Source organism: Rhizobium sp. NFR12 (assembly GCF_900108545.1).
Taxonomy (GTDB): domain Bacteria; phylum Pseudomonadota; class Alphaproteobacteria; order Rhizobiales; family Rhizobiaceae; genus Neorhizobium; species Neorhizobium soli.
Map to the genome: position 1 here is coordinate 671824 of NZ_FNWM01000001.1, position 24766 is coordinate 696589.

30 protein-coding genes and 1 other RNA gene are annotated in these 24766 nt (G+C 60.4%); 23 read left to right on the plus strand and 8 right to left on the minus strand.

What is annotated here, in order from left to right:
* Positions 1–8 precede the first annotated feature (8 nt).
* Positions 9–1985, minus strand: a complete 1977-nt coding sequence (gene tkt / locus BLW69_RS03145) for a transketolase (protein ID WP_092659881.1) — start codon at positions 1983–1985, stop codon at positions 9–11.
* Positions 1986–2304: 319 nt separating this feature from the next.
* Here tkt and BLW69_RS03150 point away from each other — a divergent pair, with 319 nt between their 5' ends.
* The 3 genes from BLW69_RS03150 to ssrS all read left to right on the plus strand — a co-directional run bounded on the left by BLW69_RS03150 (position 2305) and on the right by ssrS (position 3217).
* Positions 2305–2577: a DUF4164 domain-containing protein gene (locus BLW69_RS03150; RefSeq protein ID WP_062460818.1), complete on the plus strand. Its 273-nt coding sequence runs from the start codon at positions 2305–2307 to the stop codon at positions 2575–2577.
* A 10-nt stretch (positions 2578–2587) separates the two neighbouring features.
* The gene (locus BLW69_RS03155) at positions 2588–2959 is read left to right on the plus strand and encodes a cell division protein ZapA (RefSeq protein ID WP_062460814.1); all 372 of its coding nucleotides are present in this window, start codon (positions 2588–2590) and stop codon (positions 2957–2959) included.
* Positions 2960–3058: 99 nt separating this feature from the next.
* A non-coding RNA gene (gene ssrS, locus BLW69_RS03160) (6S RNA) lies at positions 3059–3217 on the plus strand.
* 96 nt (positions 3218–3313) lie between these two features.
* Here the strand turns inward: ssrS and BLW69_RS03165 are convergent.
* Positions 3314–3592: a BON domain-containing protein gene (locus BLW69_RS03165; RefSeq protein WP_062460811.1), complete on the minus strand. Its 279-nt coding sequence runs from the start codon at positions 3590–3592 to the stop codon at positions 3314–3316.
* Between the two features lie 223 nt (positions 3593–3815).
* Between BLW69_RS03165 and BLW69_RS03170 the strand changes: the two genes are divergently transcribed.
* From BLW69_RS03170 to BLW69_RS03205, 8 genes are all read left to right on the plus strand, one after another.
* Positions 3816–5315 carry a sensor histidine kinase gene (locus tag BLW69_RS03170; protein ID WP_174196153.1) on the plus strand — a complete coding sequence of 500 codons (1500 nt, stop codon included), beginning with the start codon at positions 3816–3818 and terminating at the stop codon, positions 5313–5315.
* Complete coding sequence (locus tag BLW69_RS03175; RefSeq protein WP_062460808.1) at positions 5312–5755, plus strand: response regulator; 444 nt, start codon at positions 5312–5314, stop codon at positions 5753–5755. Before BLW69_RS03170 ends, BLW69_RS03175 begins: the two co-directional genes overlap by 4 nt.
* A gap of 9 nt (positions 5756–5764) precedes the next feature.
* The gene (locus tag BLW69_RS03180) at positions 5765–6796 is read left to right on the plus strand and encodes a sensor histidine kinase (protein WP_062460805.1); all 1032 of its coding nucleotides are present in this window, start codon (positions 5765–5767) and stop codon (positions 6794–6796) included.
* Positions 6797–7051: 255 nt separating this feature from the next.
* The gene (locus BLW69_RS03185; protein ID WP_082476442.1) at positions 7052–8332 is read left to right on the plus strand and encodes a hemolysin family protein; all 1281 of its coding nucleotides are present in this window, start codon (positions 7052–7054) and stop codon (positions 8330–8332) included.
* Positions 8333–8345: 13 nt separating this feature from the next.
* Positions 8346–8948, plus strand: a complete 603-nt coding sequence (locus BLW69_RS03190) for a 5-formyltetrahydrofolate cyclo-ligase (RefSeq protein ID WP_244508730.1) — start codon at positions 8346–8348, stop codon at positions 8946–8948.
* Positions 8949–8959: 11 nt separating this feature from the next.
* Positions 8960–9784 carry a TIGR00282 family metallophosphoesterase gene (locus tag BLW69_RS03195; RefSeq protein WP_062460799.1) on the plus strand — a complete coding sequence of 275 codons (825 nt, stop codon included), beginning with the start codon at positions 8960–8962 and terminating at the stop codon, positions 9782–9784.
* Position 9785: 1 nt separating this feature from the next.
* Positions 9786–10124 carry a hypothetical protein gene (locus BLW69_RS03200; RefSeq protein ID WP_062582412.1) on the plus strand — a complete coding sequence of 113 codons (339 nt, stop codon included), beginning with the start codon at positions 9786–9788 and terminating at the stop codon, positions 10122–10124.
* Between the two features lie 142 nt (positions 10125–10266).
* Complete coding sequence (locus BLW69_RS03205) at positions 10267–11130, plus strand: MBL fold metallo-hydrolase (RefSeq protein WP_092659883.1); 864 nt, start codon at positions 10267–10269, stop codon at positions 11128–11130.
* A gap of 33 nt (positions 11131–11163) precedes the next feature.
* Here the strand turns inward: BLW69_RS03205 and BLW69_RS03210 are convergent, their stop codons facing one another.
* A complete protein-coding gene (locus BLW69_RS03210) occupies positions 11164–11676 on the minus strand; it encodes a pyridoxamine 5'-phosphate oxidase family protein (protein WP_092659885.1) in 513 nt (170 codons plus the stop codon).
* A gap of 141 nt (positions 11677–11817) precedes the next feature.
* On the opposite strand from BLW69_RS03210, the gene BLW69_RS03215 reads away from it, so the two are divergent.
* Positions 11818–12564, plus strand: a complete 747-nt coding sequence (locus BLW69_RS03215; protein WP_062460788.1) for a YebC/PmpR family DNA-binding transcriptional regulator — start codon at positions 11818–11820, stop codon at positions 12562–12564.
* 57 nt (positions 12565–12621) lie between these two features.
* Here BLW69_RS03215 and BLW69_RS03220 read toward each other — a convergent pair whose 3' ends face one another.
* Both BLW69_RS03220 and BLW69_RS03225 read right to left on the minus strand, forming a co-directional pair.
* Positions 12622–13632 carry an LLM class flavin-dependent oxidoreductase gene (locus BLW69_RS03220; protein WP_092660996.1) on the minus strand — a complete coding sequence of 337 codons (1011 nt, stop codon included), beginning with the start codon at positions 13630–13632 and terminating at the stop codon, positions 12622–12624.
* Positions 13633–13761: 129 nt separating this feature from the next.
* Positions 13762–14613 (minus strand): methyl-accepting chemotaxis protein, encoded by an 852-nt coding sequence (locus BLW69_RS03225; protein WP_062460785.1) that lies wholly within the window; start codon positions 14611–14613, stop codon positions 13762–13764.
* 218 nt (positions 14614–14831) lie between these two features.
* Here BLW69_RS03225 and ruvC point away from each other — a divergent pair, with 218 nt between their 5' ends.
* From ruvC to BLW69_RS03255, 7 genes are all read left to right on the plus strand, one after another.
* Positions 14832–15341: a crossover junction endodeoxyribonuclease RuvC gene (gene ruvC / locus BLW69_RS03230; protein WP_062460782.1), complete on the plus strand. Its 510-nt coding sequence runs from the start codon at positions 14832–14834 to the stop codon at positions 15339–15341.
* A 181-nt stretch (positions 15342–15522) separates the two neighbouring features.
* Positions 15523–16140 (plus strand): Holliday junction branch migration protein RuvA, encoded by a 618-nt coding sequence (gene ruvA / locus BLW69_RS03235; protein WP_062460779.1) that lies wholly within the window; start codon positions 15523–15525, stop codon positions 16138–16140.
* A gap of 53 nt (positions 16141–16193) precedes the next feature.
* On the plus strand, positions 16194–16355 hold the full coding sequence (locus BLW69_RS22670) for a hypothetical protein (protein ID WP_162759471.1): 162 nt from the start codon (positions 16194–16196) through the stop codon (positions 16353–16355).
* Positions 16352–17392: a Holliday junction branch migration DNA helicase RuvB gene (gene ruvB, locus BLW69_RS03240; RefSeq protein ID WP_062460777.1), complete on the plus strand. Its 1041-nt coding sequence runs from the start codon at positions 16352–16354 to the stop codon at positions 17390–17392. The genes BLW69_RS22670 and ruvB overlap by 4 nt, the downstream gene beginning before the upstream one ends.
* Before the next feature lie 31 nt (positions 17393–17423).
* Complete coding sequence (locus BLW69_RS03245) at positions 17424–17906, plus strand: NUDIX hydrolase (protein WP_244508766.1); 483 nt, start codon at positions 17424–17426, stop codon at positions 17904–17906.
* A gap of 55 nt (positions 17907–17961) precedes the next feature.
* On the plus strand, positions 17962–18183 hold the full coding sequence (locus BLW69_RS03250; RefSeq protein ID WP_092659889.1) for a hypervirulence associated TUDOR domain-containing protein: 222 nt from the start codon (positions 17962–17964) through the stop codon (positions 18181–18183).
* Positions 18176–18601, plus strand: coding sequence for a hypothetical protein (locus BLW69_RS03255; RefSeq protein ID WP_348271837.1), 426 nt, complete (start codon positions 18176–18178; stop codon positions 18599–18601). The genes BLW69_RS03250 and BLW69_RS03255 overlap by 8 nt, the downstream gene beginning before the upstream one ends.
* A gap of 18 nt (positions 18602–18619) precedes the next feature.
* Here the strand turns inward: BLW69_RS03255 and BLW69_RS03260 are convergent, their stop codons facing one another.
* Genes BLW69_RS03260 through BLW69_RS03270 form a run of 3 tightly spaced genes read right to left on the minus strand, consistent with a single transcriptional unit; the run spans position 18620 to position 21523 of the window.
* Entirely contained in the window at positions 18620–19489 is an 870-nt protein-coding gene (locus tag BLW69_RS03260) for an NAD-dependent epimerase/dehydratase family protein (protein ID WP_092659891.1), read from the minus strand.
* Positions 19486–20295, minus strand: a complete 810-nt coding sequence (locus tag BLW69_RS03265; RefSeq protein WP_092659893.1) for a glycosyltransferase — start codon at positions 20293–20295, stop codon at positions 19486–19488. Before BLW69_RS03265 ends, BLW69_RS03260 begins: the two co-directional genes overlap by 4 nt.
* Before the next feature lie 7 nt (positions 20296–20302).
* Positions 20303–21523, minus strand: coding sequence for an NAD-dependent epimerase/dehydratase family protein (locus BLW69_RS03270; protein WP_092659895.1), 1221 nt, complete (start codon positions 21521–21523; stop codon positions 20303–20305).
* A 122-nt stretch (positions 21524–21645) separates the two neighbouring features.
* Here BLW69_RS03270 and ybgC point away from each other — a divergent pair, with 122 nt between their 5' ends.
* The 4 genes from ybgC to BLW69_RS03290 all read left to right on the plus strand — a co-directional run bounded on the left by ybgC (position 21646) and on the right by BLW69_RS03290 (position 24759).
* On the plus strand, positions 21646–22095 hold the full coding sequence (gene ybgC, locus BLW69_RS03275; protein ID WP_062461839.1) for a tol-pal system-associated acyl-CoA thioesterase: 450 nt from the start codon (positions 21646–21648) through the stop codon (positions 22093–22095).
* A gap of 267 nt (positions 22096–22362) precedes the next feature.
* Entirely contained in the window at positions 22363–23082 is a 720-nt protein-coding gene (tolQ, locus tag BLW69_RS03280; protein WP_062460759.1) for a protein TolQ, read from the plus strand.
* 27 nt (positions 23083–23109) lie between these two features.
* Positions 23110–23568, plus strand: coding sequence for a protein TolR (gene tolR, locus BLW69_RS03285; RefSeq protein WP_062460755.1), 459 nt, complete (start codon positions 23110–23112; stop codon positions 23566–23568).
* A 9-nt stretch (positions 23569–23577) separates the two neighbouring features.
* Positions 23578–24759: a cell envelope integrity protein TolA gene (locus BLW69_RS03290; protein WP_092659897.1), complete on the plus strand. Its 1182-nt coding sequence runs from the start codon at positions 23578–23580 to the stop codon at positions 24757–24759.
* The last annotated feature ends 7 nt before the right edge of the window (positions 24760–24766 follow it).

Consider the following 24766-nt stretch of genomic DNA (forward strand, 5'->3'; position numbering starts at 1 on the left):
TTGAATGATCAGGCGAGCTTTGCTTCGGCCGCAGCGACGATGGCGTCAGCCGTGATGCCGAAGTGCTTGAAGACATCCTTGGCAGGACCCGAAGCGCCGAAGCCCTTCATGCCGACAAACGTGCCTTCCGGACCGATAAAGGCATCCCAGCCTTCACGGACGGCTGCTTCAACCGCAATCTTGACCGGCGAGTTGCCGAGGATTTCGCGGCGATAGTCGTCCGGCTGTTCGAAGAACAGTTCGGTGCAGGGCACGGAAACGACGCGTGTGCTGGTGCCCTTTTCCTCGAGTGTCTTTGCCGCCGCAATCGCCAGTTCGACTTCCGAACCGGAAGCGAAGATGGTGACCTTGGCATCCGCATTGCCCGACAGCGTGTAGGCGCCGAGCGTGCAGAGGTTCTTTTCCGAATATTCGGTGCGGGCCGGTGCAAGGTTCTGACGCGTCAGCGCGAGAGCCGACGGACGATCCTTGGTTTCGAGCGCGATCTGCCAGCATTCTGCCGTCTCAGTGGCATCGGCCGGGCGGAACACCATCAGGTTCGGGATGGCGCGAAGGCTTGCCACCTGTTCGACCGGCTGGTGGGTCGGGCCATCTTCGCCAACGCCGATCGAGTCATGCGTCAGGACGTGGATGACGCGGATGCCCATCAGGGAGGCGAGGCGGATCGGCGGACGGCAATAGTCCGAGAAGATCATGAAGCCGCCGCCGTAGGGGATCAGACCGCCATGCAGGGTCACGCCGTTCATGGCGGATGCCATGCCGTGTTCGCGGATGCCCCAGTGCATGTAGCGGCCGGAGAAGTCCGTCGGCGTGATCGAGACCATCTGGCTGGTCTTGGTATTGTTCGATGGCGTCAGGTCGGCGGAGCCGCCGAGCGTTTCCGGCACGAAACCGTTGATGACTTCCAGAACGTCTTCTGACGCCTTGCGGGTCGCAACGGTCGGCTTGGTTTCAGCAAGCTTCTTCTTGAAGTCGTTGATGGCGGCGTCGAAACCTGCAGGCAGGTCACCGGCAAAGCGGCGGTCGAATTCGGCCTTGTGGGCAGACGCTGCAAGGCGGCCTTCCCACGCCTTGACGGCTTCCAAAGAGCGGACGCCGGCTTCGCGCCAGTCGGACAGGACGTCGTTCGGGATGACGAAGGGTTCGTATTCCCAGTTCAGGGCCTTGCGGGTCGCTGCAATTTCCTCGGCGCCAAGTGGCGAGCCGTGAACCTTGTGGCTGCCGGCCTTGTTCGGCGAACCGAAGCCGATCGTGGTCTTGCAGGCGATAAAGGTCGGACGGTCGGACTTGTGAGCCTGCTCGATCGCGTCTGCGATGGCGGCCTGATCGTGACCGTCGATCTCGATCGTGTTCCAGTGCACGGCCTTGAAGCGGGCGATCTGGTCCGTCGAGTCGGACAGCGACACGGCACCGTCGATGGTGATCGAGTTGTTGTCCCAGAACAGGATCAGCTTGTTCAGCTTCAGGTGGCCGGCAAGTGCGATCGACTCGTGGGAGATGCCTTCCATCAGGCAGCCGTCGCCGTTGATCACATATGTGTAGTGATCCTGCAGGTCGGCGCCGAATTCTTCGCGCAGCTTGCGTTCGGCGATTGCCATGCCGACGGCGTTGCCGATGCCCTGGCCGAGCGGACCGGTGGTGGTCTCGATGCCGGTCGCATGGCCGTATTCCGGATGTCCGGCAGTCTTGGAACCGAGCTGACGGAAGCCCTTCAGGTCGTCGATGGACATGTCAGGGTAGCCGGTCAGATACAGTACCGAGTACAGCAGCATCGAGCCGTGGCCGGCCGACAGCACGAAGCGGTCGCGGTCGGGCCAGTGCGGCTTGGTCGGGTCGAATTTCAGGTATTTGGTAAACAGGACCGTTGCGACGTCAGCCATGCCCATGGGCATGCCCGGGTGTCCGGAATTCGCCTTTTCGACGGCATCCATGGCAAGGAAACGGATCGCATTGGCCATCCGGTCGTGTTGTTCGCGAGAAATCATGGCTAATCCACTATCGTCCGAGTGTCGGTCAGGCCCTATGATCGGGCCTCGTCAGGAAGCGTCCGATCCATATCAGGTGGGGCGCGCAAGTCAACAAAAGGCGGGCCACCGGCGGCACATAATGATCGGGTTTAGCACAGTCTGCCTGCTATTTCGGCAGGGCCGCCGAGTGCCCTTGATCAGCGACGATCCACAGTTCGATGCGGTATCGTCTGCGTGTTTTATTGACCGGCTTTCAAGCGGTGAATAGTCTACGGCGCTTGTTGGCGAGGCGCTGCCGTACGATTCGGCGCCGATCGCGACCTCACGGGATATACGCATGCCGGCAGAAAAGACGGTGGATCTGGCGCTTTCGGAACTTCGGGCTGCGATAAGCGGGCTGGAGAATGCCGTCGATGTGCGCATCGAGCAGCAAAGAGACCAGGGCGAGATGGAAGGCGAGGTCAAGCGCGTGCATGCCGATCGATCGCGCCTGGCGCAGGAGCTGGATCAGTCGCAGTTTCGGGCCAATCGTCTCGAAGAGGTCAACCGCGAGGTTTCCCGCCGTCTGGTGACGGCGATGGAGACGATCCGCGCGGTTCTGGACCGGTAAGGAAAAAGAGATGGCCCAGGTAACGGTAACGATCGACGGCAAAGCCTATCGGATGGCTTGCGAAGAAGGTCAGGAACAGCACCTGACAGACCTCGCCGACCAATTCGACCGCTATGTCGGACATCTGAAGGGCCAGTTCGGCGAGATCGGTGATCTTCGCATCACGGTCATGGCCGGGATCATGATCATGGATGAGCTTTCCGAGCTGACCCGCAAGGTCGGTGCGCTCGAAGGCGAGGTGCAGTCGCTGAAATCCAACCGCGCCGGTGCCGCTGAAAACCAGAGCCGCAGCGACGAGCTTGTCGTCTCCGCCCTGAGCGAGCTTTCATCCAGGCTGGAAGGCCTGACCGCGAAGCTCAACGGCCGTGTGCCGGCGAACTAAGACCGTCTCACGCCGGTGTTCAGCGTCGCTGAAAGCCTGCAGAAAAAAATGCCTCGCGATGCCACTGGCGCGCCATCGACTTCAGCCTTATATTGAAAATGCGTTCTGCGCTTCTCGACAGGAACCACAATCCCTGGGGCCATACTCGATCCAAAGGGAGCTGTCCCTGGCCAGGCCCGTGGGCTTGGACATATGGCGCCCACCTACGTTTGTAGGCACCCAGGATCGTAAAAATCCATCGGTCGCCGCGGATCGCACCTTACAGAATTCGGGCTCGATCATTCATAATGGTCGGGCCCAAAAACGAAAAACCCCGCTCAAGGCGGGGTTTTGCACGTCTAGTCGATGGGATGCTTACGAGCGCTTTTCGATCGAGCAGACCAGAACACGGGAGAGAACGCGCTCATAGCCGACGATTTCGCGGGCGATCCGCATAACGCGGGCATGGTCGCCACTGGAGCTGACAACGCCTTCAAGAACAATGAAGTCGCCGGTCACGTCGACGGTGAGATTGCTGCTGTCGAAGTTGGGGAGGTAACTCAGTTCCGTTTCGATAGCGGTCTTTTCCATCATCATGCCGTGGTCATGGGCAAAGGCGAATGAAGCGGTAGGCTGAAGGCTGCTCAAGAACATTGTCGAAACTCCCAACATGAACGTCTGATGAATGAACTGTTGTCTTACGTTTATGTTCCGAATGTGTCCGCGCTTTTTCTAATTTCTTTTTCCAGTACACGAGTTCGTCAGATTGCCAGTCCGGTTTTCCCCTGATGTGGCATCAGGCGCCCCTGTCTGACGCTTGACAATGGCCGCGCCGTTTCCGAGTAAGTCTGCGTGTTTTCAATCGGCGGACTTCTTCATGCCCAACGCAAAAGCCACGTTCGCCCGCTCGTCGCTCCTGATGCTCGTCATCGGCGCGGCCATCCTGCTCGGCATCGTGATGTCTTCTTTCTTCCTGGCGCAGATGACCAGGACCTATTTCGATGACGTCACGAAGCTGAGAGCATTGCGCGCGACCACTGCCGATCTGCTTTTGCTTGTGCAGACCGCCGAGACCGGACAGCGCGGCTACCTGCTGGTGCAGGATCCGCTGTTCCTCGAGCCCTACCGGACATCCATCGGTGCGCTGCCGCTCCAGCTGCAGAAGGTGGAGCGGACGGCGGCCAATCAGGACATCGTCAGCGTTCCGCTGGACGAGATCCGCAGCCTGATCGCGCTAAAGACCAATGAGATGCAGGCGACGCTGTCGCTCGCAAGTTCGGGTCAGGTCGAGCAGGCAGTCGCCATCGTTCGCAACCAGTCGGGCCTCGAGGCCATGCAGAAATTGCGCGCCCTGCTTGGCGGCGTGATCGGCGAACTGGATGGACACCTGATTTCCGGCATTGGCGAGATTCGCGGAAGTTCCGAAAAGCTGCAGTGGTTTACCGTCGGCGGCGGTATCCTGATCATTCTCGTTCTCGGCGGCGCGATTGCCATCGTCTTCCAGCATGTCCGCCAGCTTCAGAAGGCCCGTGCCGAGGTGGAAACCTTGAATGCCGGGTTGGAGGAGCGGGTCAACGAGCGTACCGAAGACCTCATCCAGGCAAACCGCGAGATCCAGCGATACGCCTATATCGTCTCGCACGATCTGAGAGCGCCGCTTGTCAACATCATGGGCTTTACCAGCGAGCTGGATAGTTCGCTCAAATCGATCTCCGCCTACGTGCTGGCCGATGACGTCAAGCCGAGCGAACTTCAGGTGAGGGACGCCCGGCTTGCAGTCGAGGAAGATCTTCCAGAGGCAATCGGTTTTATCCGTTCGTCGACCAAGAAGATGGATGGCCTGATCAACGCCATCCTAAAGATCTCCCGCGACGGTCGGCGTGAGCTGAAGCCGGAGAGGATCGACCTGAGCGAACTGCTGGAGGCAACTGCCGCGAGTGTCTACCATCAGGTCAACGAGGGCGGCGGCGAAGTGGCGATTTCCACGTCGGCCGCAAAGACCCTCGTCACCGACCGGTTCTCGCTGGAGCAGGTTTTCGGTAACCTGTTCGACAATGCGGTCAAATACCAACATCCCGACCGGCCGCTGGCGCTGTCGATCACATCAACGCCGCTCGGGCGAAGCTTCGTCCGGATCGAGGTTGCCGATAACGGGCGCGGCATTGCGCCGGAAGACCACGAACGGGTGTTCGAGCTGTTCCGCCGTTCCGGCGTGCAGAACCAGCCCGGCGAGGGCATCGGCCTTGCGCATGTGCGATCATTAGTCAGAAATTTAGGTGGCGAGATTACGATCACGTCAACCTTGGGCGGCGGTGCGACATTCATCATCCGTCTGCCCACCGATCTGTCCCAATATGTCAGGAGTCATGGGTCATGAATGCTGCCGGCAAAGAAGTTACCATCGTTATGGTCGAGGACGACGAGGGGCATGCGCGCCTCATCGAAAAGAATGTCCGTCGAGCAGGCGTCAACAACGAGATCGTACCGTTCACAAACGGAAACGCGGCGCTCGATTATATTCTCGGCGCTGACCGCCTGGGAGCGGCTAATGCGGATCGGTATTTGCTGATCCTTCTCGACCTCAACCTCCCCGATATGTCGGGTATTGACATACTTGAGAAGGTGAAGTCCAACCCTCACTCGAAGCGACTGCCTGTGGTCATCTTGACCACGACCGACGACGAGCGAGAGATCCAGCGGTGCTACGATCTCGGTGCCAACGTTTATATAACGAAGCCAGTGGATTATGAGAGTTTCGCGCACGCCATCAGACAGCTCGGTCTGTTCTTTGCCGTGATGCAAATTCCCGGACAATGACGAGACGTGATGCAGCACACCATTCTCTACGTCGATGACGACCTTGCCCTTGCGCGGCTTGCCGTGCGCAATCTGGGTCGCTTCGGCTATCAGGTCGTCCATGCCGTGGATCTGTCCGCGGCAATGGAGACCGTTGAGAAGGGTGGCGTGCACGCAGTGGTTCTCGACCACTATCTCAGCACCGGTACCGGCCTCGAAATCCTTCACAGGCTGAACGAGATGGGGGCGGGGCTCCCGGTCATCTACGTCACCGGTTCGAGCGATGCGACGATCGCGATCGACGCATTGAAGAACGGTGCGTCCGACTATGTCATCAAGACGGTGGGCGACGAGTTCTGGCCGCTGATGCAGAGCGCGATCGGCCAGGGGATTGCGACCGCCGAGCTTCGCCGCGCCAAGGAGCGCGCCGATCAGGAGATCCGGCTTGGCAAGGAACGCGCCGAGGTGCTGTTGACGGAAGTCAACCACCGCGTCGCCAACAGCCTGGCGCTGGTCGCCGCGCTGATCCGTCTCCAGGTGTCGAGCAGCAAGAACGACGACGTCAAGGCGGCCCTGTCGGAGACGCAGGCGCGCATCTCCGCGATCGCCGGCATGCACCGCAGCCTCTACACGTCCGACGACGTGCGCCAGGTGGAGATGGACAAGTATCTCGGCACTCTGGTCAAGGAAGTGCAGGGTACGGTCAACGATCACCAGAGCGCGACGATCCTTTTGCAGGCCGACGAACTCTCGCTGAAGTCCGACCGGGCCGTCTCCGTCGGGATGATCGTGACCGAACTTCTCACCAATGCGCTGAAATATGCCTATCCGCCGGGCGCTGAGGGCGAGGTGCGTGTGCTTCTCAAGCGGCAGGATGATGACAAGGCGCTGCTTGCGGTTGAGGACGACGGCGTCGGCTGGAAGGAAGGCGACATGCCGAAGGGCACGGGTCTTGGCAGTCGAATCGTCAAGTCGATGGCGGCAACGCTTGGTGCTTCCATCCAATATGTGCCGCGCGAAAGCGGCACCCGCGCCGAACTGCTGATCGACCTGACGGCGTGATTTCTCCCTTTCCGACCGGACGCTGGCAAGTTCCACAGTGACGGCCATTGCATTGGACGCATGCTGACCCTATGATTTCCACCGCGAGCGAAGGTGCATAGCTCCGAGAACCCCCAAGGATTGCGGGCGGTTTTCCGAACTGTGCGCGAAGCAGCGCCGACGCGCCCATAGGGTGCGTTCGATAACGGTTCTCGTTGAAGTGGGCCGTGGCGTCAGTTTTGCAGGCAGGATATTGTTCCAGATTAAGAGCCCCTTTTGTTAACCGAAATATTCATCGTCGTTGCACTCACCATTCTCAATGGTGTCCTCGCAATGTCGGAACTTGCCGTCGTGTCCTCGCGTCCCGTGCGTCTCCGGGTCATGGCAGAGCAGGGAAATCGTGGCGCAGCTGCCGCCATCAAGCTGGCTGAAGATCCAGGCCGCTTCCTTTCCTCCGTTCAGATCGGCATCACTCTTGTCGGCGTTCTCTCCGGTGCGTTTTCCGGTGCAACGCTCGGCACCCGTCTGACCAACTGGCTGTCCGAGCAGGGTATGCCGCAAAACTTCGCCGACTGGCTCGGCGTCGGCGGTGTCGTCGTGGTCATCACCTATATGTCGCTGATTGTCGGCGAACTCGTTCCGAAGCAGATCGCATTGCGGGCGCCTGAGCTCGTGGCCGCCAAAGTTGCGCCGGCGATGAAGATGGTCGCGACAATCGGTGCCCCGGTCGTGTGGTTTCTCGACATCTCGGGTCGGTTTCTTCTGGCCCTTCTCGGCCAGAGCGGGGAATCGAACGAGAAAGTCACCGACGAGGAAATCCGCACCGTGCTTGCCGAAGCGCATAGCGCGGGCGTGATCGAGACCGAGGAATCGGCGATGATCTCCGGCGTCATGCGACTGGCCGACCGTACCGCGCGCGGCCTCATGACGCCACGCCGCGATGTGGAGGTGCTCGATACCGAAGATGAGCCGGAAGAGCTTCGTGCGCAGCTGCGGGCGACGACACGCTCGCGTCTGCCTGTACGCAAGGGCTCGTCCGACGAGATCCAGGGCGTGCTCTTCGTCAAGGACGCCTATGAATTCATGGCCGGCGGCAGGGGCGGCGATCCCGCCTCGCTGATGCGTGAAGCGCCTGTCGTTTCCGACCTGACCGGCGCGCTCGACGTCATTCAGGCTTTGCGCAAGTCACCGGCACATATGGTTCTCGTCTATGACGAATACGGCCATTTTGAAGGTATCATCACCTCGGGCGACGTGCTCGAAGCCATCACCGGCGTGTTCCAGGAGGACGAGGTTGAAGAACCCGCCATCGTTGCGCGCGACGACGGATCCTACCTCGTTGCCGGCTGGATGGCGGTTGACGAGTTCTCCGCGCAGATGGGCGTGCCGATCGAGGATGACCCGGGTTACGAGACCGTTGCAGGCTTCGTTCTCGACGAGCTGAAGCATCTGCCGGAACTGGGCGAGAAGTTCACAACACGAGGCTGGACCTTCGAGGTGATCGATCTCGACGGACGTCGTATCGACAAGCTGCTGCTCAGCCGCGCACCAGACTGACGGCACGGGACCGATGAGCGAGGCTTTTTCCGACAATCGCATGCGCAAGACGGAACTGCGGCGCCAGAGCCTCGCCGCGAGAGACGCTCTGTCTGTTTCGGATAGGGTCGAAAAGAGCCAGGCGCTTGCCGTTCATGGCGCCGGGGCAATCGAGTTGCATGCCGGAGCGATCGTGTCGGGCTTTCTGCCGATCCGATCCGAGGTGGATCTCCATCCTCTGATGGCATTGCTGCGGGATCGCGGCGGGCGCATCTGCCTGCCCGTCGTCCTCGACAAGGAAATGATCGTGTTTCGCGAACTGACGCCTGAGACGGTGCTTGTACCCGGTACGTTCGGGACATCGGGTCCCGGGCCCGAGGCGGAAGAACTCGAGCCCGAGATCATGCTCGTGCCACTGGCCGCATTCGATGCGCGCGGCCACCGGATCGGCTATGGCGGCGGATATTATGACCGGGCCATTCACCGTTTGCGCGAAAAAGGCTTGAACCCGCGGTTGATCGGCATTGCATTCGACTGCCAGGAAGTGGCATCAGTGCCTGAAGAACCTCATGATATGAAGCTCGATGCCGTCTTGACCGAAAGCGGCTATCGGCCGTTCGCGGGTATGCCCGCGTAGATTGGACAAGCATGCGTCTTTTGTTTCTGGGTGACATGGTCGGCAAAACCGGCCGTACGGCGGTTTGGGACAAGTTGCCGGGGCTGGTGTCCGACCTGAAACTCGACTTCGTGATCGTCAACGGCGAGAATGCCGCTGGTGGCTTCGGCATTACCGAGGAGATCTTTCTCGAGACGATCAATGCCGGTGCCGACGTTGTCACCACCGGCAACCATGTCTGGGACCAGAAGGAAGCCGTCGGCTTTGCCGGTCGCCACGACCAGTTCCTGCGGCCTGCCAACTATCCTGCCGGCACGCCCGGCAAGGGATCTGGCATCTTCTACGGCCGCAACGGCGCGCGCATCCTCGTCGCCAACATCATGGGCCGGGTCTTCATGCATCCGGAACTCGACGATCCCTTCAAGTCCGCCGAGGCGATCCTTGCCGCGGCCCCGCTGAAGGAACAGGCGGATGCCATCATCTTCGACTTCCATGCGGAAGCCACCAGCGAAAAGCAGTGTTTCGGGCATTTCGTTGATGGTCGTGCGTCGCTCGTCGTCGGCACGCACACGCATGTGCCGACCGCCGACTGCCAGATCCTGAACGGCGGCACCGGCTACATGTCGGATGCCGGCATGTGCGGCGACTACGATTCGTCGCTCGGCATGGACAAGGAAGAGCCGCTCAACCGCTTCATCTCGAAAATGCCGAAGGGCCGTTTCGAGGCGGCAAACGGTCCCGCGACAATCTGCGGTCTCGGCATCGAGATTTCCGACACGACGGGACTGGCCGAGAAGATCGAGCCGCTCCGGATCGGGCCGCGGCTCGCGGAGACCATTCCGAGCTTCTGGCGGTAGAATGGTTCGGGCGCTGCTTCTGTTTGCGGTTCTGATGCTTCCGGTTTTCGGGGCATCGGCACAGCAAAGCGTCCAGCCTTCAGCCGGAACGTGGGCTCAGAAGAAGTGCAGTTTCTACGCCAAGGCCTGGCAAGACCTGCTTTCCATGTCCAAAGATCGGGACATTACCCGCGCCTTTATCGATGGAAACAATGCTTTCATTGCAGCCGGCTGCTCCAACGGTGCGGATGTGTGCCCGTCGTCCAAGGGTGATATCGATCTTGCCAATCGCCTCACCATGGCCGCGATGAACTTCGGGACAGCGAGCTCATTTCTGCCCTTCGTCTGCCGGACGCGTTGAGGCGCTAACCACTCAATGACATGATTGTGAGACGACCACGGCGCTTCGTCGCTGGACGCTTCGCCATGCTTGCCGCATCCTGAGGCCCGGAATGGCATGAACGCATCGGCTCGATTTTTCGCAACGCGGTTCGGGGTGTGGCATGAAGCTGCGAACGCTGGCATTCGGTTTTTCGGCTCTCCTCCTATCCGCCATATCGGCGCTGGCGCAGGAGGGCGGGTTGCCGGTCAGCCAATGCCAGGCGATTGCGCAGAACCTGCCGGGCGAGAATTTCCCCCATGTCGGCTATGCCAGCTTCAACCCTTCGGGTCCCGCGTTTGCGCCAGTCGTCAAACCGGTAAACCTGTCAGCGCGGGAAGAGGTGAAGATCACCTTCGTCGGCCACTCGACCTATTTTATCGAGAGCCCCGACGGTATCGGCATCGCCACCGATTACAGCGGCGTTCACCAGCCGTCGCGGATGCCTGACGTGGTGACGATGAACAAGGCGCATTCCACCCACTATACGATGATGCCGGATCCTGCGATCGCCCACGTGATGCGCGGATGGAGCGATGTGCCGGGTGAAAAGGCCGAGCATCGGGAAATGGTCGGGGATGTCTATATCCGCAACGTCGTCTCGGATATCCGCAACTGGGGCGGCGGCATCGAGGCGGACGGCAATTCGATCTTCATCTTCGAGGTCGCCGGGCTCTGCATCGGGCATCTCGGCCATCTGCATTTCGAACTCAACGAGCAGCAGTACACGCAGATCGGCCGGCTCGATATTCTGATGGTGCCTGTTGATGGCGGTTTGACGATGGGGGCGGACAGTATGAGCCGCGTCGTTCAGCGGCTGCGGTCGTCACTGATCCTGCCGATGCACCGTTTCGGGCCGCCGCTCGAGCGGTTCCTGTCGATGTTCGACGGCAAGTTCGAGATCGCCTACGCGCCGAGCGAGACGATCACCGTGTCGATGCGCAGCCTTCCGAAGAAGCCGACGATCATGGTGCCGCAAGGGCTGTGACAGGGGCTGTTCAAGCCCCTGTCGGTCGTTTGATCAGGCGTGACGCGTGAAGGTCAGGCGCTTGTTGACGCCGACTTCCGGCATCTTCTCGTCATTCAGGTTCGCCTTGGCGATTTCCCAGCCGAACTTGAGCGTGCTGTCGGTCGACGCCCAGATTTCCGCATCATCGACACGGAAGGCCAGCATGGTGAGATGGGGATCGGACTTACCGTGTTCGTACCAGGCAGCCGTCACGGCGCTCCAGTATTCATCGATCTTGGCCTCGTCCTTGCGGACTTCCAGGATGCCCGACAGGCAGGCGTGGTAATCGTGATCCTTGCCGACCACGTTGAAGTGGGCGCGGGAGGCTGTGCCGAGCGCCTTCACCAGATCCGTATCGGTCCTGGTATAAAACCAGATCGTGTTGGCCTCGGAATCGACATTCGGCGCCATCGGCTGAAAATGCATGTGCGCACCTTCGATGCCGAGCATGCCCGCATGGATTCCGTTGATTTCGTCCCACATCTGACGTTCGGGGGCTTCGCGTGCTTCGGTAAGGCTCGCCATCTATAATTCTCCTTCTTTGTCGTGCGGTTGAAGAACGGAGGCGGGGCGGGGTTTGTTCCTCATCCGAAAGGCTCTTGAACGGCCTCCGCTTCGAAACTATAAGGCGGCACAATTCCAGATAATGATGCAGACAGGGGTGCCATGGCTGGCCATTCACAGTTCAAGAACATCATGCACCGCAAGGGCAAGCAGGACGGTATCCGTTCCAAGATGTTCTCCAAGCTTGCACGCGAAATCACCGTTGCGGCAAAATCCGGTCTACCCGACCCGGATATGAACGCGGCGCTGCGCCTTGCCGTTCAAAACGCCAAGGCTCAGTCGATGCCGAAGGACAATATCGACCGGGCCATCAAGAAGGCTTCGGGCGCCGACGCCGAGAACTACGACGCGGTGCGTTACGAGGGCTACGGTCCCGGCGGCACAGCCGTGATCGTCGAAGCGCTGACCGATAACCGCAATCGTACCGCCTCCAACGTTCGCTCGATCTTTACCAAGGCCGGCGGCGCTCTTGGCGAAACCGGTTCGGTGTCCTTCTCCTTCGACCATGTCGGCGAGATCACCTACAAGGCGTCAGTCGGCGATGCGGATACGGTCATGGAAGCTGCGATCGAGGCCGGTGCGGACGATGTGATTTCCGACGAGGAAGGCCACACGATCATCTGCGGGTTCGAGGCGCTCGGTGAAGTCTCCAAGGCACTCGACGCCACGCTCGGCGGTGCCGAGACCGTCAAGTCGATCTGGAAGCCGCAGAACACGATCGAAGTCGACGAGGAACGTGCGCTGTCGCTGATGAAGCTGATCGGCAATCTCGAAGACGACGACGACGTGCAGAACGTCTATTCGAACTTCGAAGTCTCTGATGAGGTCATGGCCAAGTTGTCGGCCTGATCGCCTCTCTAGTCATGAAATGAAGCGGGCCGGTCGTTGAGACCGGCCCGTATTCGTTTACGCGGCTCGCTGCAGCTGGCTATCCATCAGCGACAGCTGCGAAAACAATTCCACCGAGCGGAGACGCTTGTCGATATCGTGGATCGGCATCGAGATGATGAGCTCGTCGGCCTGGGTTTCGGCCAGGAACTCACCGAGCTTGCGTTCGATGGTTCGCGGCGATCCGACCGCTGCGTATCGCAGCGTGTGCTCCACATTCATCTTCTCCATCGGCGTCCAGAAACCGTCCATCGTATCGAGCGGTTTCGGGAAAAGGCCGCGGACATTCTTGCGCAGGTTGACAAACTGCTGCTGCGACGAGGTGAAGAGCTTGTTTGCTTCCTCATCCCTATCTGCTGCCACACCCATGACACCGGCCATCACATACGGTTTGTCGAGATCCGCCGAGGGCTGGAAGCGATCGCGGTAGATGGCGATCGCGTCGAGCAGCATATCTGGCGCAAAATGCGAGGCAAACGCGTAAGGCAGACCCAAAACTGCCGCCACATGGGCGCTGTAGGTCGAGGAGCCGAGCAGCCAGATCGGCACATTCGCCTCGGTTCCCGGCACGGCAAGGATTGTTTGGTTCGGGACGGGCGTTCCGAGCAGATGCTTGAGCTCAACGATATCCTGCGGGAAGTTCTCCGCGCCGGCATCGAGATTGCGTCTCAGCGCATTTGCCGTGCGCATGTCGGTTCCGGGCGCACGGCCGAGGCCGAGATCGACGCGGCCGGGGAGCAGCGCTTCCAGCGTGCCGAACTGTTCGGCGATCACGAGGGGAGAGTGGTTCGGCAGCATGATGCCACCGGAGCCAACCCGGATGGTCTTGGTCGCGGCCCCGACATGGGCGATGACGAGCGCCGTGGCAGCGCTGGCAATGCCCGGCATGCCATGGTGTTCGGCAAGCCAGAGACGGTTATAGCCATGCTGTTCGGCCTTGATCGCCAGCAGACGGGACTGGTCGAGCGCCTGGCTGACGGAATAGCCTTCGCCGATCAGCGAAAGGTCGAGAATGGAAAACGGTATCATCGGCATATCCTGAAATGGATAGGTAAAAGTGTTCTCCCTATCTAGGCAGCCGGTCTTGCAAATACGACCCCGCCGGCGATGAAAGTCGCTAGGCGGGGTCGGTGGAGGTCCGACAGTGAGGTCGCTGCCTCAGGTCTTGATCAGGCGCAGGAAGGGCTTGCGACCTCCCGACGACGGGGGCGATCCTTCAGGCGGAAAGACTGGTGGCGCCGGCAAAATTGTCACGTCGGAGTAGCGTGCGGCAGCGCGATCGATCTCGCCGATGCTGCGGTTCAGGCTGTCGAGAACAAGCGGCGTGGTCAGGATTTCGGGGGCCTGGGCATCCTTTGCCTTGGCCATTTCGTCGAGTTCGCCACGGATAGCCTCGGCCTCGGCCGCCTGAGCATCGGCGGATTCGGTCAGTTCCTCGACATTCTGGGCCAATGCATCGACGTAAAGGCCGATCGCCCGCAGTTCGCGCTCGATCTCTTCGGTCTTGGCGCGAATTGCGCTCATGCCTGTAGCACTGGACGTGCCGGCCGACAGTTCCATCGTCTCGATGAGCTTCAACGCGGCAGCGACCGCTTCGCGCGGTCGGCGCATGTCAAGCTTGGTGTTGTGGGCGATCGTGCCGACATGACGGGTGATTGCCTGACGCTGCTTGGCGCTTCTCTCATGCGCGCTGGTCTTTGACTTCGCGCGGGTAATTCTGTCTGCCTGATCCTGGCGGGCCTGAGCCTGGCTGCGCAGGATGGCGGCCATGGCTTCGGTGTCGGCCCGCATCGTCTCGACACTCGAAACGACGGTGCCGATGGTCCGGTCGATTGTTGCGAGGCCACGATTGAAATCGCGGCGCATGCCCTCGAAACGCAGTGGCATGGGTTCGTCAAGTGTGGTGCGGATATCACCGCTTGCAAAGCGGCGCAGACCGCCGTCCAGGATGTCGGCGGTTCTGCGAAGATCGCGCAGCTCGGTCTCATTCCGATCATAGTCCCGTATCATTCGGGCGCCTCCTCGTGATTCTTAAGAAACCCTTTGTGACGAACCAACGCCATTAGGAAAAGGTTGTTGCGGTTGGATCACCACTTCTGCCCAAAACGATGCGGTTATGGTTAACAAAATATGAACGCTTCCGACCTCTCCCGTTCGCGTGTTGGCCTGCAGAGTCACTCCGCGTTTCGGCCTTGGCGCAGGATTCCCGGCGTGACACAACAGTTGCCATGACAAAACCGATTCGCATCATCGGCATCGATCCGGGGCTTCGCCGCACAGGGTGGGGTGTTATCGAGACACTGGGAAACTCGTTGCGCTTTGTGGCATCGGGGACGGTCGTGTCCGACGGTGACATCGACCTTGCCTCGCGCCTCTGCCAGCTGCACGATGGTCTGGCCGAAGTTGTGCATACCTACACGCCAGACGAGGCGGCGGTCGAGCAGACGTTCGTCAACAAGGATGCGGTGGCGACGTTGAAGCTTGGTCAGGCGCGTGGCGTCGTGATGCTGGTGCCAGCGCGTGCCGGGTTGCCTGTTTCGGAATATGCGCCAAACGCGGTCAAGAAAGCGGTCATCGGCGTTGGCCACGGCGAGAAGCAGCAGATCCACATGATGGTGAAGATCCTGATGCCGAAGGCGGAGTTCAAGGGTAATGATGCCGCCGACGCGCTGGCGATCGCTATCTGCCACGCCCATAACCGCGTTGCAAACCGCATGCGCCAAGCTTTGGCCGGCTGACGCATCAGCCTCCTCTGTTCTTGACTTGTTCTGCCGCCCTCAGTAGGTATTTTTGCAGAGGCTGTACGCTCGCATCGGCTTCTGACGCGCGATGCAGCGCGCTATCGTGCCTGTTTCCCGATGCTCGGCATCATGATTTCCGGAACCCATTCTCCTTCATCCTCAGCGGCGGACCTAAAACATGATCGGCAAGCTCAAAGGCACTATCGACGAGATCGGCGAGGACTACGCGCTCGTTGACGTGCACGGCGTCTGCTACGAAGCCTTCTGTTCGGCTCGCACGCTGGCCCGCCTCAACGTGGGGGAGGCGGCGGTGCTGTTTATCGAGACCTATGTGCGCGAGGACCAGCTGAAACTGTTCGGCTTCCTGTCGGCACTGGAGCGCGAGTGGTTCAACCTCCTGCAGAGCGTGCAGGGCGTCGGCGCCAAGGTGGCGCTGGCCTTGCTCTCAACGCTGACACCGGGCGAACTGGCCAATGCGATTGCGCTGCAGGACAAGACCGCAGTTTCGCGGGCGCCCGGTGTCGGCCCCAAGGTCGCCGTCCGCATTGTCACAGAACTCAAGAACAAGGCGCCCGCCTTTGCCGGCGAGGCATCCGCAAATATCGGCTTCAAGCAGGAACTGGGCGAGGGCGTGGCGTCTGCGCCCGTCAGCGATGCGGTCTCGGCGCTCACCAATCTTGGCTATTCTCGCGATCAGGCGGCCAATGCCGTCGCCGCTGCTTTGAAGGCAGCCGGTGAGGATGCCGACAGCGCCAAGCTGATCCGGCTGGGTCTGAAGGAACTGGCGAGGTCGTGATATCCGGGGTACTGGGATATCGGTAGGGCCGGACAATTGCGGGAAGTAACAGATTGGGTGCGTTCACGACCATGGCTCTTGAAGGTCAGATCACGATAGCGATCGAGGATCGCGACGTGCCGAGAGTTGCCGCGCCGCTTGGCTGGTTCGACTGCTCCATGACATCAGACACAATGGCCGCATCCTGCGCGCCCGAGATGGAAATTCTTGCATGACCGACGAAAACCGCCTCATCTCGCCGGAAAAACGGGGCGAAGATTTCGATACGGCGCTGCGCCCGCAGTCGCTCGACGAGTTTACCGGGCAGGCAGAGGCTCGCGCCAACCTCAAGATCTTCATCGAGGCCGCCAAGAACCGGGGTGAGGCGCTGGATCACGTGCTGTTCGTCGGCCCGCCGGGTCTCGGCAAGACCACGCTTGCGCAGATCATGGCCAAGGAACTGGGCGTCAATTTCCGCTCGACCTCCGGTCCTGTCATTGCAAAGGCCGGTGATCTTGCGGCGCTTCTCACCAATCTCGAAGACCGCGACGTGCTGTTCATCGATGAAATCCACCGTCTCAACCCGGCGGTCGAGGAAATCCTCTATCCGGCGATGGAAGACTTTCAGCTCGATCTGATCATCGGCGAAGGGCCGTCGGCACGGTCGGTGAAAATCGACCTGTCGAAATTCACGCTGGTTGCTGCCACCACCCGTATCGGGCTGTTGACCACGCCGCTGCGCGACCGGTTCGGGATTCCCGTGCGCTTGTCGTTCTACACGGTCGAGGAACTGGAAGGCATCGTCCGGCGTGGTGCGCGCCTGATGAACCTGCCGATGACCGATGGCGGCGCGCGCGAGATCGCACGGCGCGCCCGTGGCACGCCGCGTATCGCCGGACGGCTGTTGCGCCGTGTCCGCGATTTTGCCGAAGTGGCGCGTGCGGAAGCCGTGACCAAGGAGATCGCCGACGAGGCGCTGATCCGCCTCAATGTCGACCACGCCGGTTTCGACCAGCTCGACAAGCGCTATCTCAACATGATCGCCGTCAACTTCGGCGGCGGGCCCGTGGGTATCGAGACGATCGCGGCGGGACTTTCGGAGCCGCGCGACGCGATCGAGGACATTATCGAGCCCTACATGATCCAGCAGGGCTTTATCCAGCGCACGCCGCGGGGCAGGGTGCTGACGGCAGTCGCCTGGAAGCATCTCGGCCTGCAGCCGCCCAAGGATATGGAAGCGGCCCAGTTCAGGATCAGTTTCGACGATGAGTAAAAGCGACGAACCCCAGGATCTGCGCATCCGGATGAAATTCAAGCCGAAGCGCATTTTTCAGATGCGCATCGCGGGGCTTGGTTTCCGCGATGGCCATGTGCTGGTGCACCGCGCCGTGCATGAGACGTTCTGGACCTTTCCCGGCGGACGCGCGGAAGTGGGCGAAACCTCCGAGGAAACCCTGAAACGCGAGATGGTCGAGGAACTCGGGGTCGAGGTGAAGGTCGGACGGCTGCTCTGGGCGGTCGAGAACTTCTTCCGCTACGAAGACCGCGACTGGCACGAACTCGGCTTCTACTACCTGATGGAGCTGCCGGAAAGTTTCCCGTTTCATTCGACCGATATCGTCCATCGGATCGTCGACACGCACGAACTCGAGTTCAAGTGGGTGAAGGCGACGAGGGACTCGCTGAAGGCGCTGGATATCCCGCCCTATTTCATCGCGGACGAGATCGAAGATCTGCCCATGAGCCCGAAACACGTGGTCTGGCGCGATGGCGATCTGAAAGACTGATATTGGAACATCCTTTGCTCCCTTGAGTTTTTTCAGGAGTAGAAGGAGATGATCCATGCAGAAGATCAGCGTCGGAAACGAAGTCGAATGGAAATGGGGAAAGTCGAAGGCCGAAGGTAAGGTCGCCGAGAAGTTCACCAAGGATGTCGAGCGCAAGATCAAGGGCAAGACGATCAAGCGCAAGGCAGATACCGACAAGCCCGCCTTCCTCGTAAAGCAGGAAGACGGCGACAAGGTTTTGAAAAGCCAATCGGAGCTGAAGAAGACCGATGGCTGAAAGATCTTCGCACGAACATCAGCACGAGCAGTCCAAGACTCGCGCGCGCAGCCCGTCCAAACCATCGCAGCTTGACCACAAGCCGCCGGCCGACGTTGCGGCTGCGGCCGAGAAGGGCTTGAAGCTGCGCGCCGAATACCGGCGTGGCGGCACGACCGTTGGGATAGCACGCGCTCGCGATCTTCAGCATCGCAAGCATCTGTCGGAACAGACGGTGAAGCGGATGGTGAGCTACTTCAAGCGTCACAATGTCGACAAGCGCTCCGGCAATTTCGGCGACGACGGCAACCCATCTGCTGGTTACATTGCCTGGCTTTTGTGGGGCGGCGACGCCGGCCAGAAATGGGCCGAAGAGCACATGAAGCAGATCGACAAGACGAAGCACGAGGCCAAGACGCAACGCGCCTCGTCCCACTAGGTCGTAGCGTGGATGAGATCAGGAGGAGGCGAGGCGGCGAATTGTTTGCGCAAGCAGCGGTTTGCCACCGCCCCTCCAGCCAAGCGCCTCGATCTTTGCCGTCGGCATGACGCGCACTTGCGACAGATCAGCCTTCTCGGGCAAGCGGCGGCCATTGTCGACGTGACTGAGGATCTCGCTTCGATCGGTGAGTATGTCTGACACGTTGAAACTTTCGCCGGCGATCCTGGAGGCCTCGGCTTCCAGCATCAGACGAACGGCGGAGCCGACATCGCTGCCGTTTACTTCCGTTCCCGCACGCGGTTCAATGACGCCGCCGGAACGGTAGGTTTCAAACATCTGATCCCATTTGTTGGGTCTCAGATGTCCGTAGACACCAGTCAACCGCAGGCTTGCGGTCGAAAAGTGCGCGTCGCAAAGCCCGGCGACTGCCAATTCGCCTTTATGCTTGATTTCGCCGTAGAGACTTGTCGGTGACAGATCCGTGTCTTCGATCAGCGGCAACCCGTCAGGCAGGCCGTCATAGACAGCGCGGCTGGAGATGAGGACGGCGCGGCGGAGACCGGCTCGTTTGGCAGTCTCGAACAGTTTCATCGTGCCATTGAGGTTCATGCGGGCAAACCGCTTGGGATCGTCGCCTTCGCCGCCGCGATATTTGCCGGGGACATGGTCAAAGGCGGCGTGGACGAAGAAATCGGCACCGGTGAAGGCATCAATCTGGTCGAGATCGGGATCGAGCGAGAGGGGGACGAATTCGACGGGTTTTGAGAACAGGTCGGGTTTCGGTTGTGTCCGGCCGCCGACAATAACCTGATAGCCGGCGCCCAGCAGCGCCTCTACGACATAGCGGCCCACAAGCCCGGTCCCGCCCGAGACGAGAACCTTCATGGGAGGCGCGCCGGATTGGGCAGTGCGGATATGTCAGGTGAGCGGCCTTCGTAGAAGTCCCGCCAGAGATCGATCAGCGGCTTCAAATGCTGCGCCTTCGGGTGATCCTTCTCCCATGGCTTTTCATACTGGTAGTGGAGGATGCCGATGCTCTTCCAGTTCCAGAGATCGGGCATGGCGAACCACACATATTGCAGCATGTTCATGGTCACCGGCAGGCCGTGCCAGTCCGGAAAGAAGTGTTCCAGAAACGTCTGGTCGGTGCGCCGCCAGAAGGCGTCGGGCACGTCGAGCGCCGCCATCATGGCGTCGAAGGTCCGCAGGGACGGCTTGGCCACGAAGACCCCGGAGTTCATCCGGTGGAAGTCGGCCATGCTTTCGTAGACGTTCGGTGCTGCGGAAAACTCCGGATAAGAAAACAGCTTGTCGATATTCTTCAGCACCAGCGCGTCGGCATCGATGAAGACAATCCTGTCGTAGTCGGTCAGCTGCCACAGGCGAAGCTTGCAGAAATTGTCAAGCGGCGTGTGGAACTCCGGCTTGTTGCCTTTGGTAAACGGCGCCGCGCCATGCAGGTTCTTTCTGGCGTGACGGTCGTTGAACGTGTCGGACAGCGGGAGGTGGGCGACTTCCACCAGCCTGCATCCCAGAGCCTCGAGGGGCACAAGGTCGGATCTCGAGACCGCAGCCGTGTGCAGCACGACGATCTCGGCCGTGGTCCCGGTCAACCTGATCGATCGGGCCAGCGCCGTCGCGCCCATCGCGTAATCGGCATTGGTGACGAGGGTGACGAACGCGTTTGTCATTGCGCCATCACGAGACGGATTTCAGCCGCATGCCTTCCGGATCGTGCTCGACCTTGGCGGCGATATCGCGCGTCCAGGCGGAAACGGCGGGGACACGGCTGCGATCGACGCGGTAGGCATATTTCTTCGCGACATCAACGATCTCGGCGAGCAGGCCTTCGCCGAGCGTGGTTGGCTGCAGGCCAAGGCTCAGGAACTTGTCGTTCTTCACGACGAGATCGTTTTCGGGGGCTTCCTTGCGCGGGTTGGGCAGCCAGGCAATCTGGGCGCCGCTCATCTTGGAGATCATTTCAGCCAGATCACGCACCCGGTGGGTTTCCGTCATCTGGTTAAAGATCTCGACCCGGTTGTTGCGGGCAGGCGGTGTGTTGAGCGCGATCTCGATGCAGCGCACCGAATCCTGAATATGGATGAAGGCGCGCGTCTGGCCGCCGGTTCCGTGTACCGTCAGCGGATAGCCGATCGCCGACTGGATCAGGAAGCGGTTGAGAACCGTGCCGTAATCGCCGTCGTAATCGAACCGGTTGATCAGCTGCTCGTGGCGTCGGGTCTGTTCGGTGTGGGTTCCCCAGACGATGCCCTGATGGAGGTCGGTGATCCGCAGGCCGTCGTTCTTGGCATAGAAGGCAAACAGCTGCTGATCGAGGCATTTCGTCATATGGTAGATCGAGCCGGGATTGCTCGGATAAAGGATCTCCTGGCTGACGGTGCGTCCATCCATCGTCTCGATACCGACCGGGAGATACCCTTCCGGGATCGCCGCGCCGACGGTCGAGTAGCCATAGACACCCATCGTGCCCAGGTGGATGAGATGCGCGTCGAGATCGAGCTCGACCATGGCATTCAACAGATTGTGCGTGGCGTTGACGTTGTTGTTGACAGTGTAGTTCTTGTGGCGGTCGCTCTTCATCGAATAGGGGGCTGCCCGCTGTTCGGCGAAGTGGATGATGGCATCGGGACGGTTCGCCACCAGCCAACCCTTCAGAAGCTCGTAATCCTTGGCAAGGTCGATTAGGTGAAAGTGGATGCGGCGGCCGGTCTCGGCGTGCCAGATGCGGGTCCGTTCCTGAATGCTGTCCATCGGCGTCAGCGACTGAACACCGAGTTCCGTATCGATCCAGCGGCGCGACAGGTTATCGAGAATATGCACCTCGTGGCCGGCATCGGACAGGTGAAGCGATGTCGGCCAGCCGACGAAACCATCGCCGCCAAGGACTGCAATCTTCATGAATGTTCTCTCCGTTCGCGGGTGCCCTATTTTATGCGGGCGGGAAGTATGACAGGACACCGAAAGTGGATCGGTATTCCGCCTTTATCCAGGGGATGAAGATGGAATTTCAAGGCAAGCTTATGACAGAGCAGAATTTTTTGTTATCCGGAGAACTGATCGAGGGCGGTCACAGCCTCGTCCAGCGGGTCTATTACGAGGACACGGACTTCTCCGGCCTCGTCTATCACGCCCGCTACCTGCACTTTCTCGAGCGCGGCCGAACCGATTATCTGCGTTGCCTCGGCTGCGAGCAGGGTGCGCTTCTGTCGGCGGATGAGGAGGGGCTGGTCTTCGTCGTGCACCGCATGGAGATCGATTTCAAGCAACCGGCCCGGATGGACGATATACTGACGATCCAGACGATCACCGAAAAGGCGGGTGGCGCCAAGATGGTTCTTACCCAGGAAATCCGCCGCGGCGAAACGCTGCTGATTGCGGCGAAGGTGGTCATCGCCGTCATCAACAGATACGGCCGTCCACGACGACTGCCGGAGGCGATCGCGGAGAAGTTTCTAACAGCGCCGATCTGAGCTTCAGACAATAGAGCCAAAGCGCTGATCAAGCTTGCGGCCGTAACACATTATTAACGATAATGTAGTCTTACTAACCCGTGAGGAATTTGTGCAACGCACGCCTTCCTTTGACCAAATTTGAAGGCGAGAAGCCAAGCTGAAAACTCAGGACATCTTGGGCGTTAGGCGGCGATCTCGGCGGACAGAAACATTCTCGCGAGAGCGCGCTTTGGAACCCGCCCGGTTGTGAAATGCCGGGCGTTTGGATTCGGGGATTGAAGACAGATGGAACAGGTAGCTCTGGAAGCTGCGACGCATGACGTGAGCCTTTGGGCGCTGTTCATGCAGGCCGGACTGATCGTCAAGATGGTGATGATCGGGCTGATGGGTGCCTCGGTCTGGACCTGGGCGATCGTCATCGACAAATATATGAGCTTTGCCAAGGCGCGGCGCCAGTTCGATCAGTTCGAACAGGTGTTCTGGTCGGGTCAGTCGCTCGAAGAACTCTACCGCACCCTTGGCGAGCGCCAGAACACCGGCCTTGCCGCCATCTTCGTCGCTGCCATGCGCGAGTGGAAAAAGAGCTTTGAGCGCGGCGCCCGTTCGCCGATCGGTCTGCAGATGCGTATCGACCGCGCCATGGACGTGACGATGTCGCGCGAAGGCGAAGCCTACGAGGCACGTCTCGGGTCGCTGGCGACCATCGGTTCGGCCGGTCCGTTCATCGGTCTGTTCGGTACCGTCATCGGTATCATGACCTCCTTCCAGGCGATTGCCGGATCGAAGTCCACCAACCTTGCGGTCGTTGCACCGGGTATCGCCGAAGCGCTGCTGGCAACCGCCATCGGTCTTGTCGCCGCTATCCCGGCGGTTATCGCCTACAACCGTTTCATGGGCGAGGCTGGCAAGCTTTCATCGCGGATGGAAGGTTTTGCCGACGAGTTCTCGGCCATCCTTTCGCGCCAGATCGACGAGAAGCTGCAGCCACGCCAGGCCGCTCAGTAATCAGGCACAACGCCAGGAGTAAGCACCATGGGCATGTCGGCCGGAGGAGCAAAATCGGGAGGCGGTCGTCGCGGACGTCGCGGTGGGCGCAGCCGTAGCGGCGCGATCAGCGAAATCAACGTCACGCCGCTTGTCGACGTCATGCTCGTGCTTCTCATCATCTTCATGGTCGCCGCACCGATGATGACTGTCGGCGTGCCGATCGACCTGCCTGAAACCCAGGCCAAGGCGATGAATTCCGATACGCAGCCGATCACCGTTTCGGTCAATCCGGAAGGGCAGATCTTCCTGCAGGAAACCCCGATCACGATCGACGAGATCCTGCCGAAGCTGCAGGCAATCGCCACGACCGGCTATAACGAGCGCATCTATGTGCGTGGCGACACTGCCGCTGCCTATGGCGTGGTGATGAAGGTCATGGCCCGCATTTCGTCTGCCGGTTACAAGAACCTCGGCCTCGTTACCCTTCAGGAACAGGAGCAGTGATCCCACGCCATGAAGGGTAGTATCGGCACATCGCTGGTTCTCCATTCGGTGCTTCTCGGCTGGGCGCTTGTCTCGCTGAGTTCACCGATGCAGCTCAACGTCGCCGACGTCGAGGCGCTGCCGGTCGACATCGTCCCGGTGGAATCGATCACCCAGATGCAGCAGGGTGACAAGAAGGCGCCTCTCACCGAAAAGCCTTCGGTGAAGGAAACCAAGAACCAGAAGGTCGTCGAAAACGCCGAGAATGCCGGCGAGAGCGACATCGACCTGAAGTCCCCGCCGACACCGGCCAAGAAGCCCCTGAAGACCGAAGCCGCCGCCGCGCCAAAGCCGGTGGAGCGCCCGACGCCGACCCCGACGGACGAGGACAACCAGGTCAAGGATATCGTCAAGGAAGAGACGGCGCCGAAGCCTCAGGAAGTGGCAGCTCTGCCGCAGCCGAAGCCGGAGCCGACCCCGCCGAAGCCCGAGCCGACACCGCCGAAGGCCGAGACACCGCCACCGACGCCAACTCCGACCGAAGCCAAGACCGAGGAAGCGCCGCTTCCCGACAGCGTTCCGCTGCCGGCCGCCAAGCCGAAGCAGGAACCGCCGAAGGAACAGGCAAAACCCGTCGAAAAGCCGGTCGAGAAAAAGCCTGACCCGCCGAAGCCGACCGAGACCGCCAAGGCTGACACCAAGGCCACCGAAGCTTCCAAGCCGAGCGACAAGAAGGAAGGCAAGAAGCAGGAGACGGCCAAGTCCTCGTCTTCCAAGGCCAGCGATTTCAATGCCGACCAGATTGCAGCGCTTCTCAACAAGCAGGATGCGTCCGGCGGCGGTGCCAAGCGTTCGACGTCGCCTGCCTCCACGGGCAGCACGAAGCCATCGACCGGTTCAAAGCTCAGCGTCAGCGAAATGGACGCGTTGCGCGGGCAGATCGGCAAGAACTGGTCCTATATCGCAGGCATCGAAGGTGCAGAAGGCGTGGTCATCCGCGTCCATATGCGGCTCGACCAGTCGGGCATGATCGTCGGCGAACCCGAAGTTTCCTCAAGCGGCGGTTCAGATACGGCCCGCCGGACGCTCGAATCCAGCGCGCGCCGCGCTGTCTTGCGTTCGTCGCCGTTCAAGAACCTGCCGGCAGACAAATACGATGCGTGGAGCGAAGTCATCGTGAACTTCAGCCCCAGCGATCTTGATATGCTTTGAAAGGCCA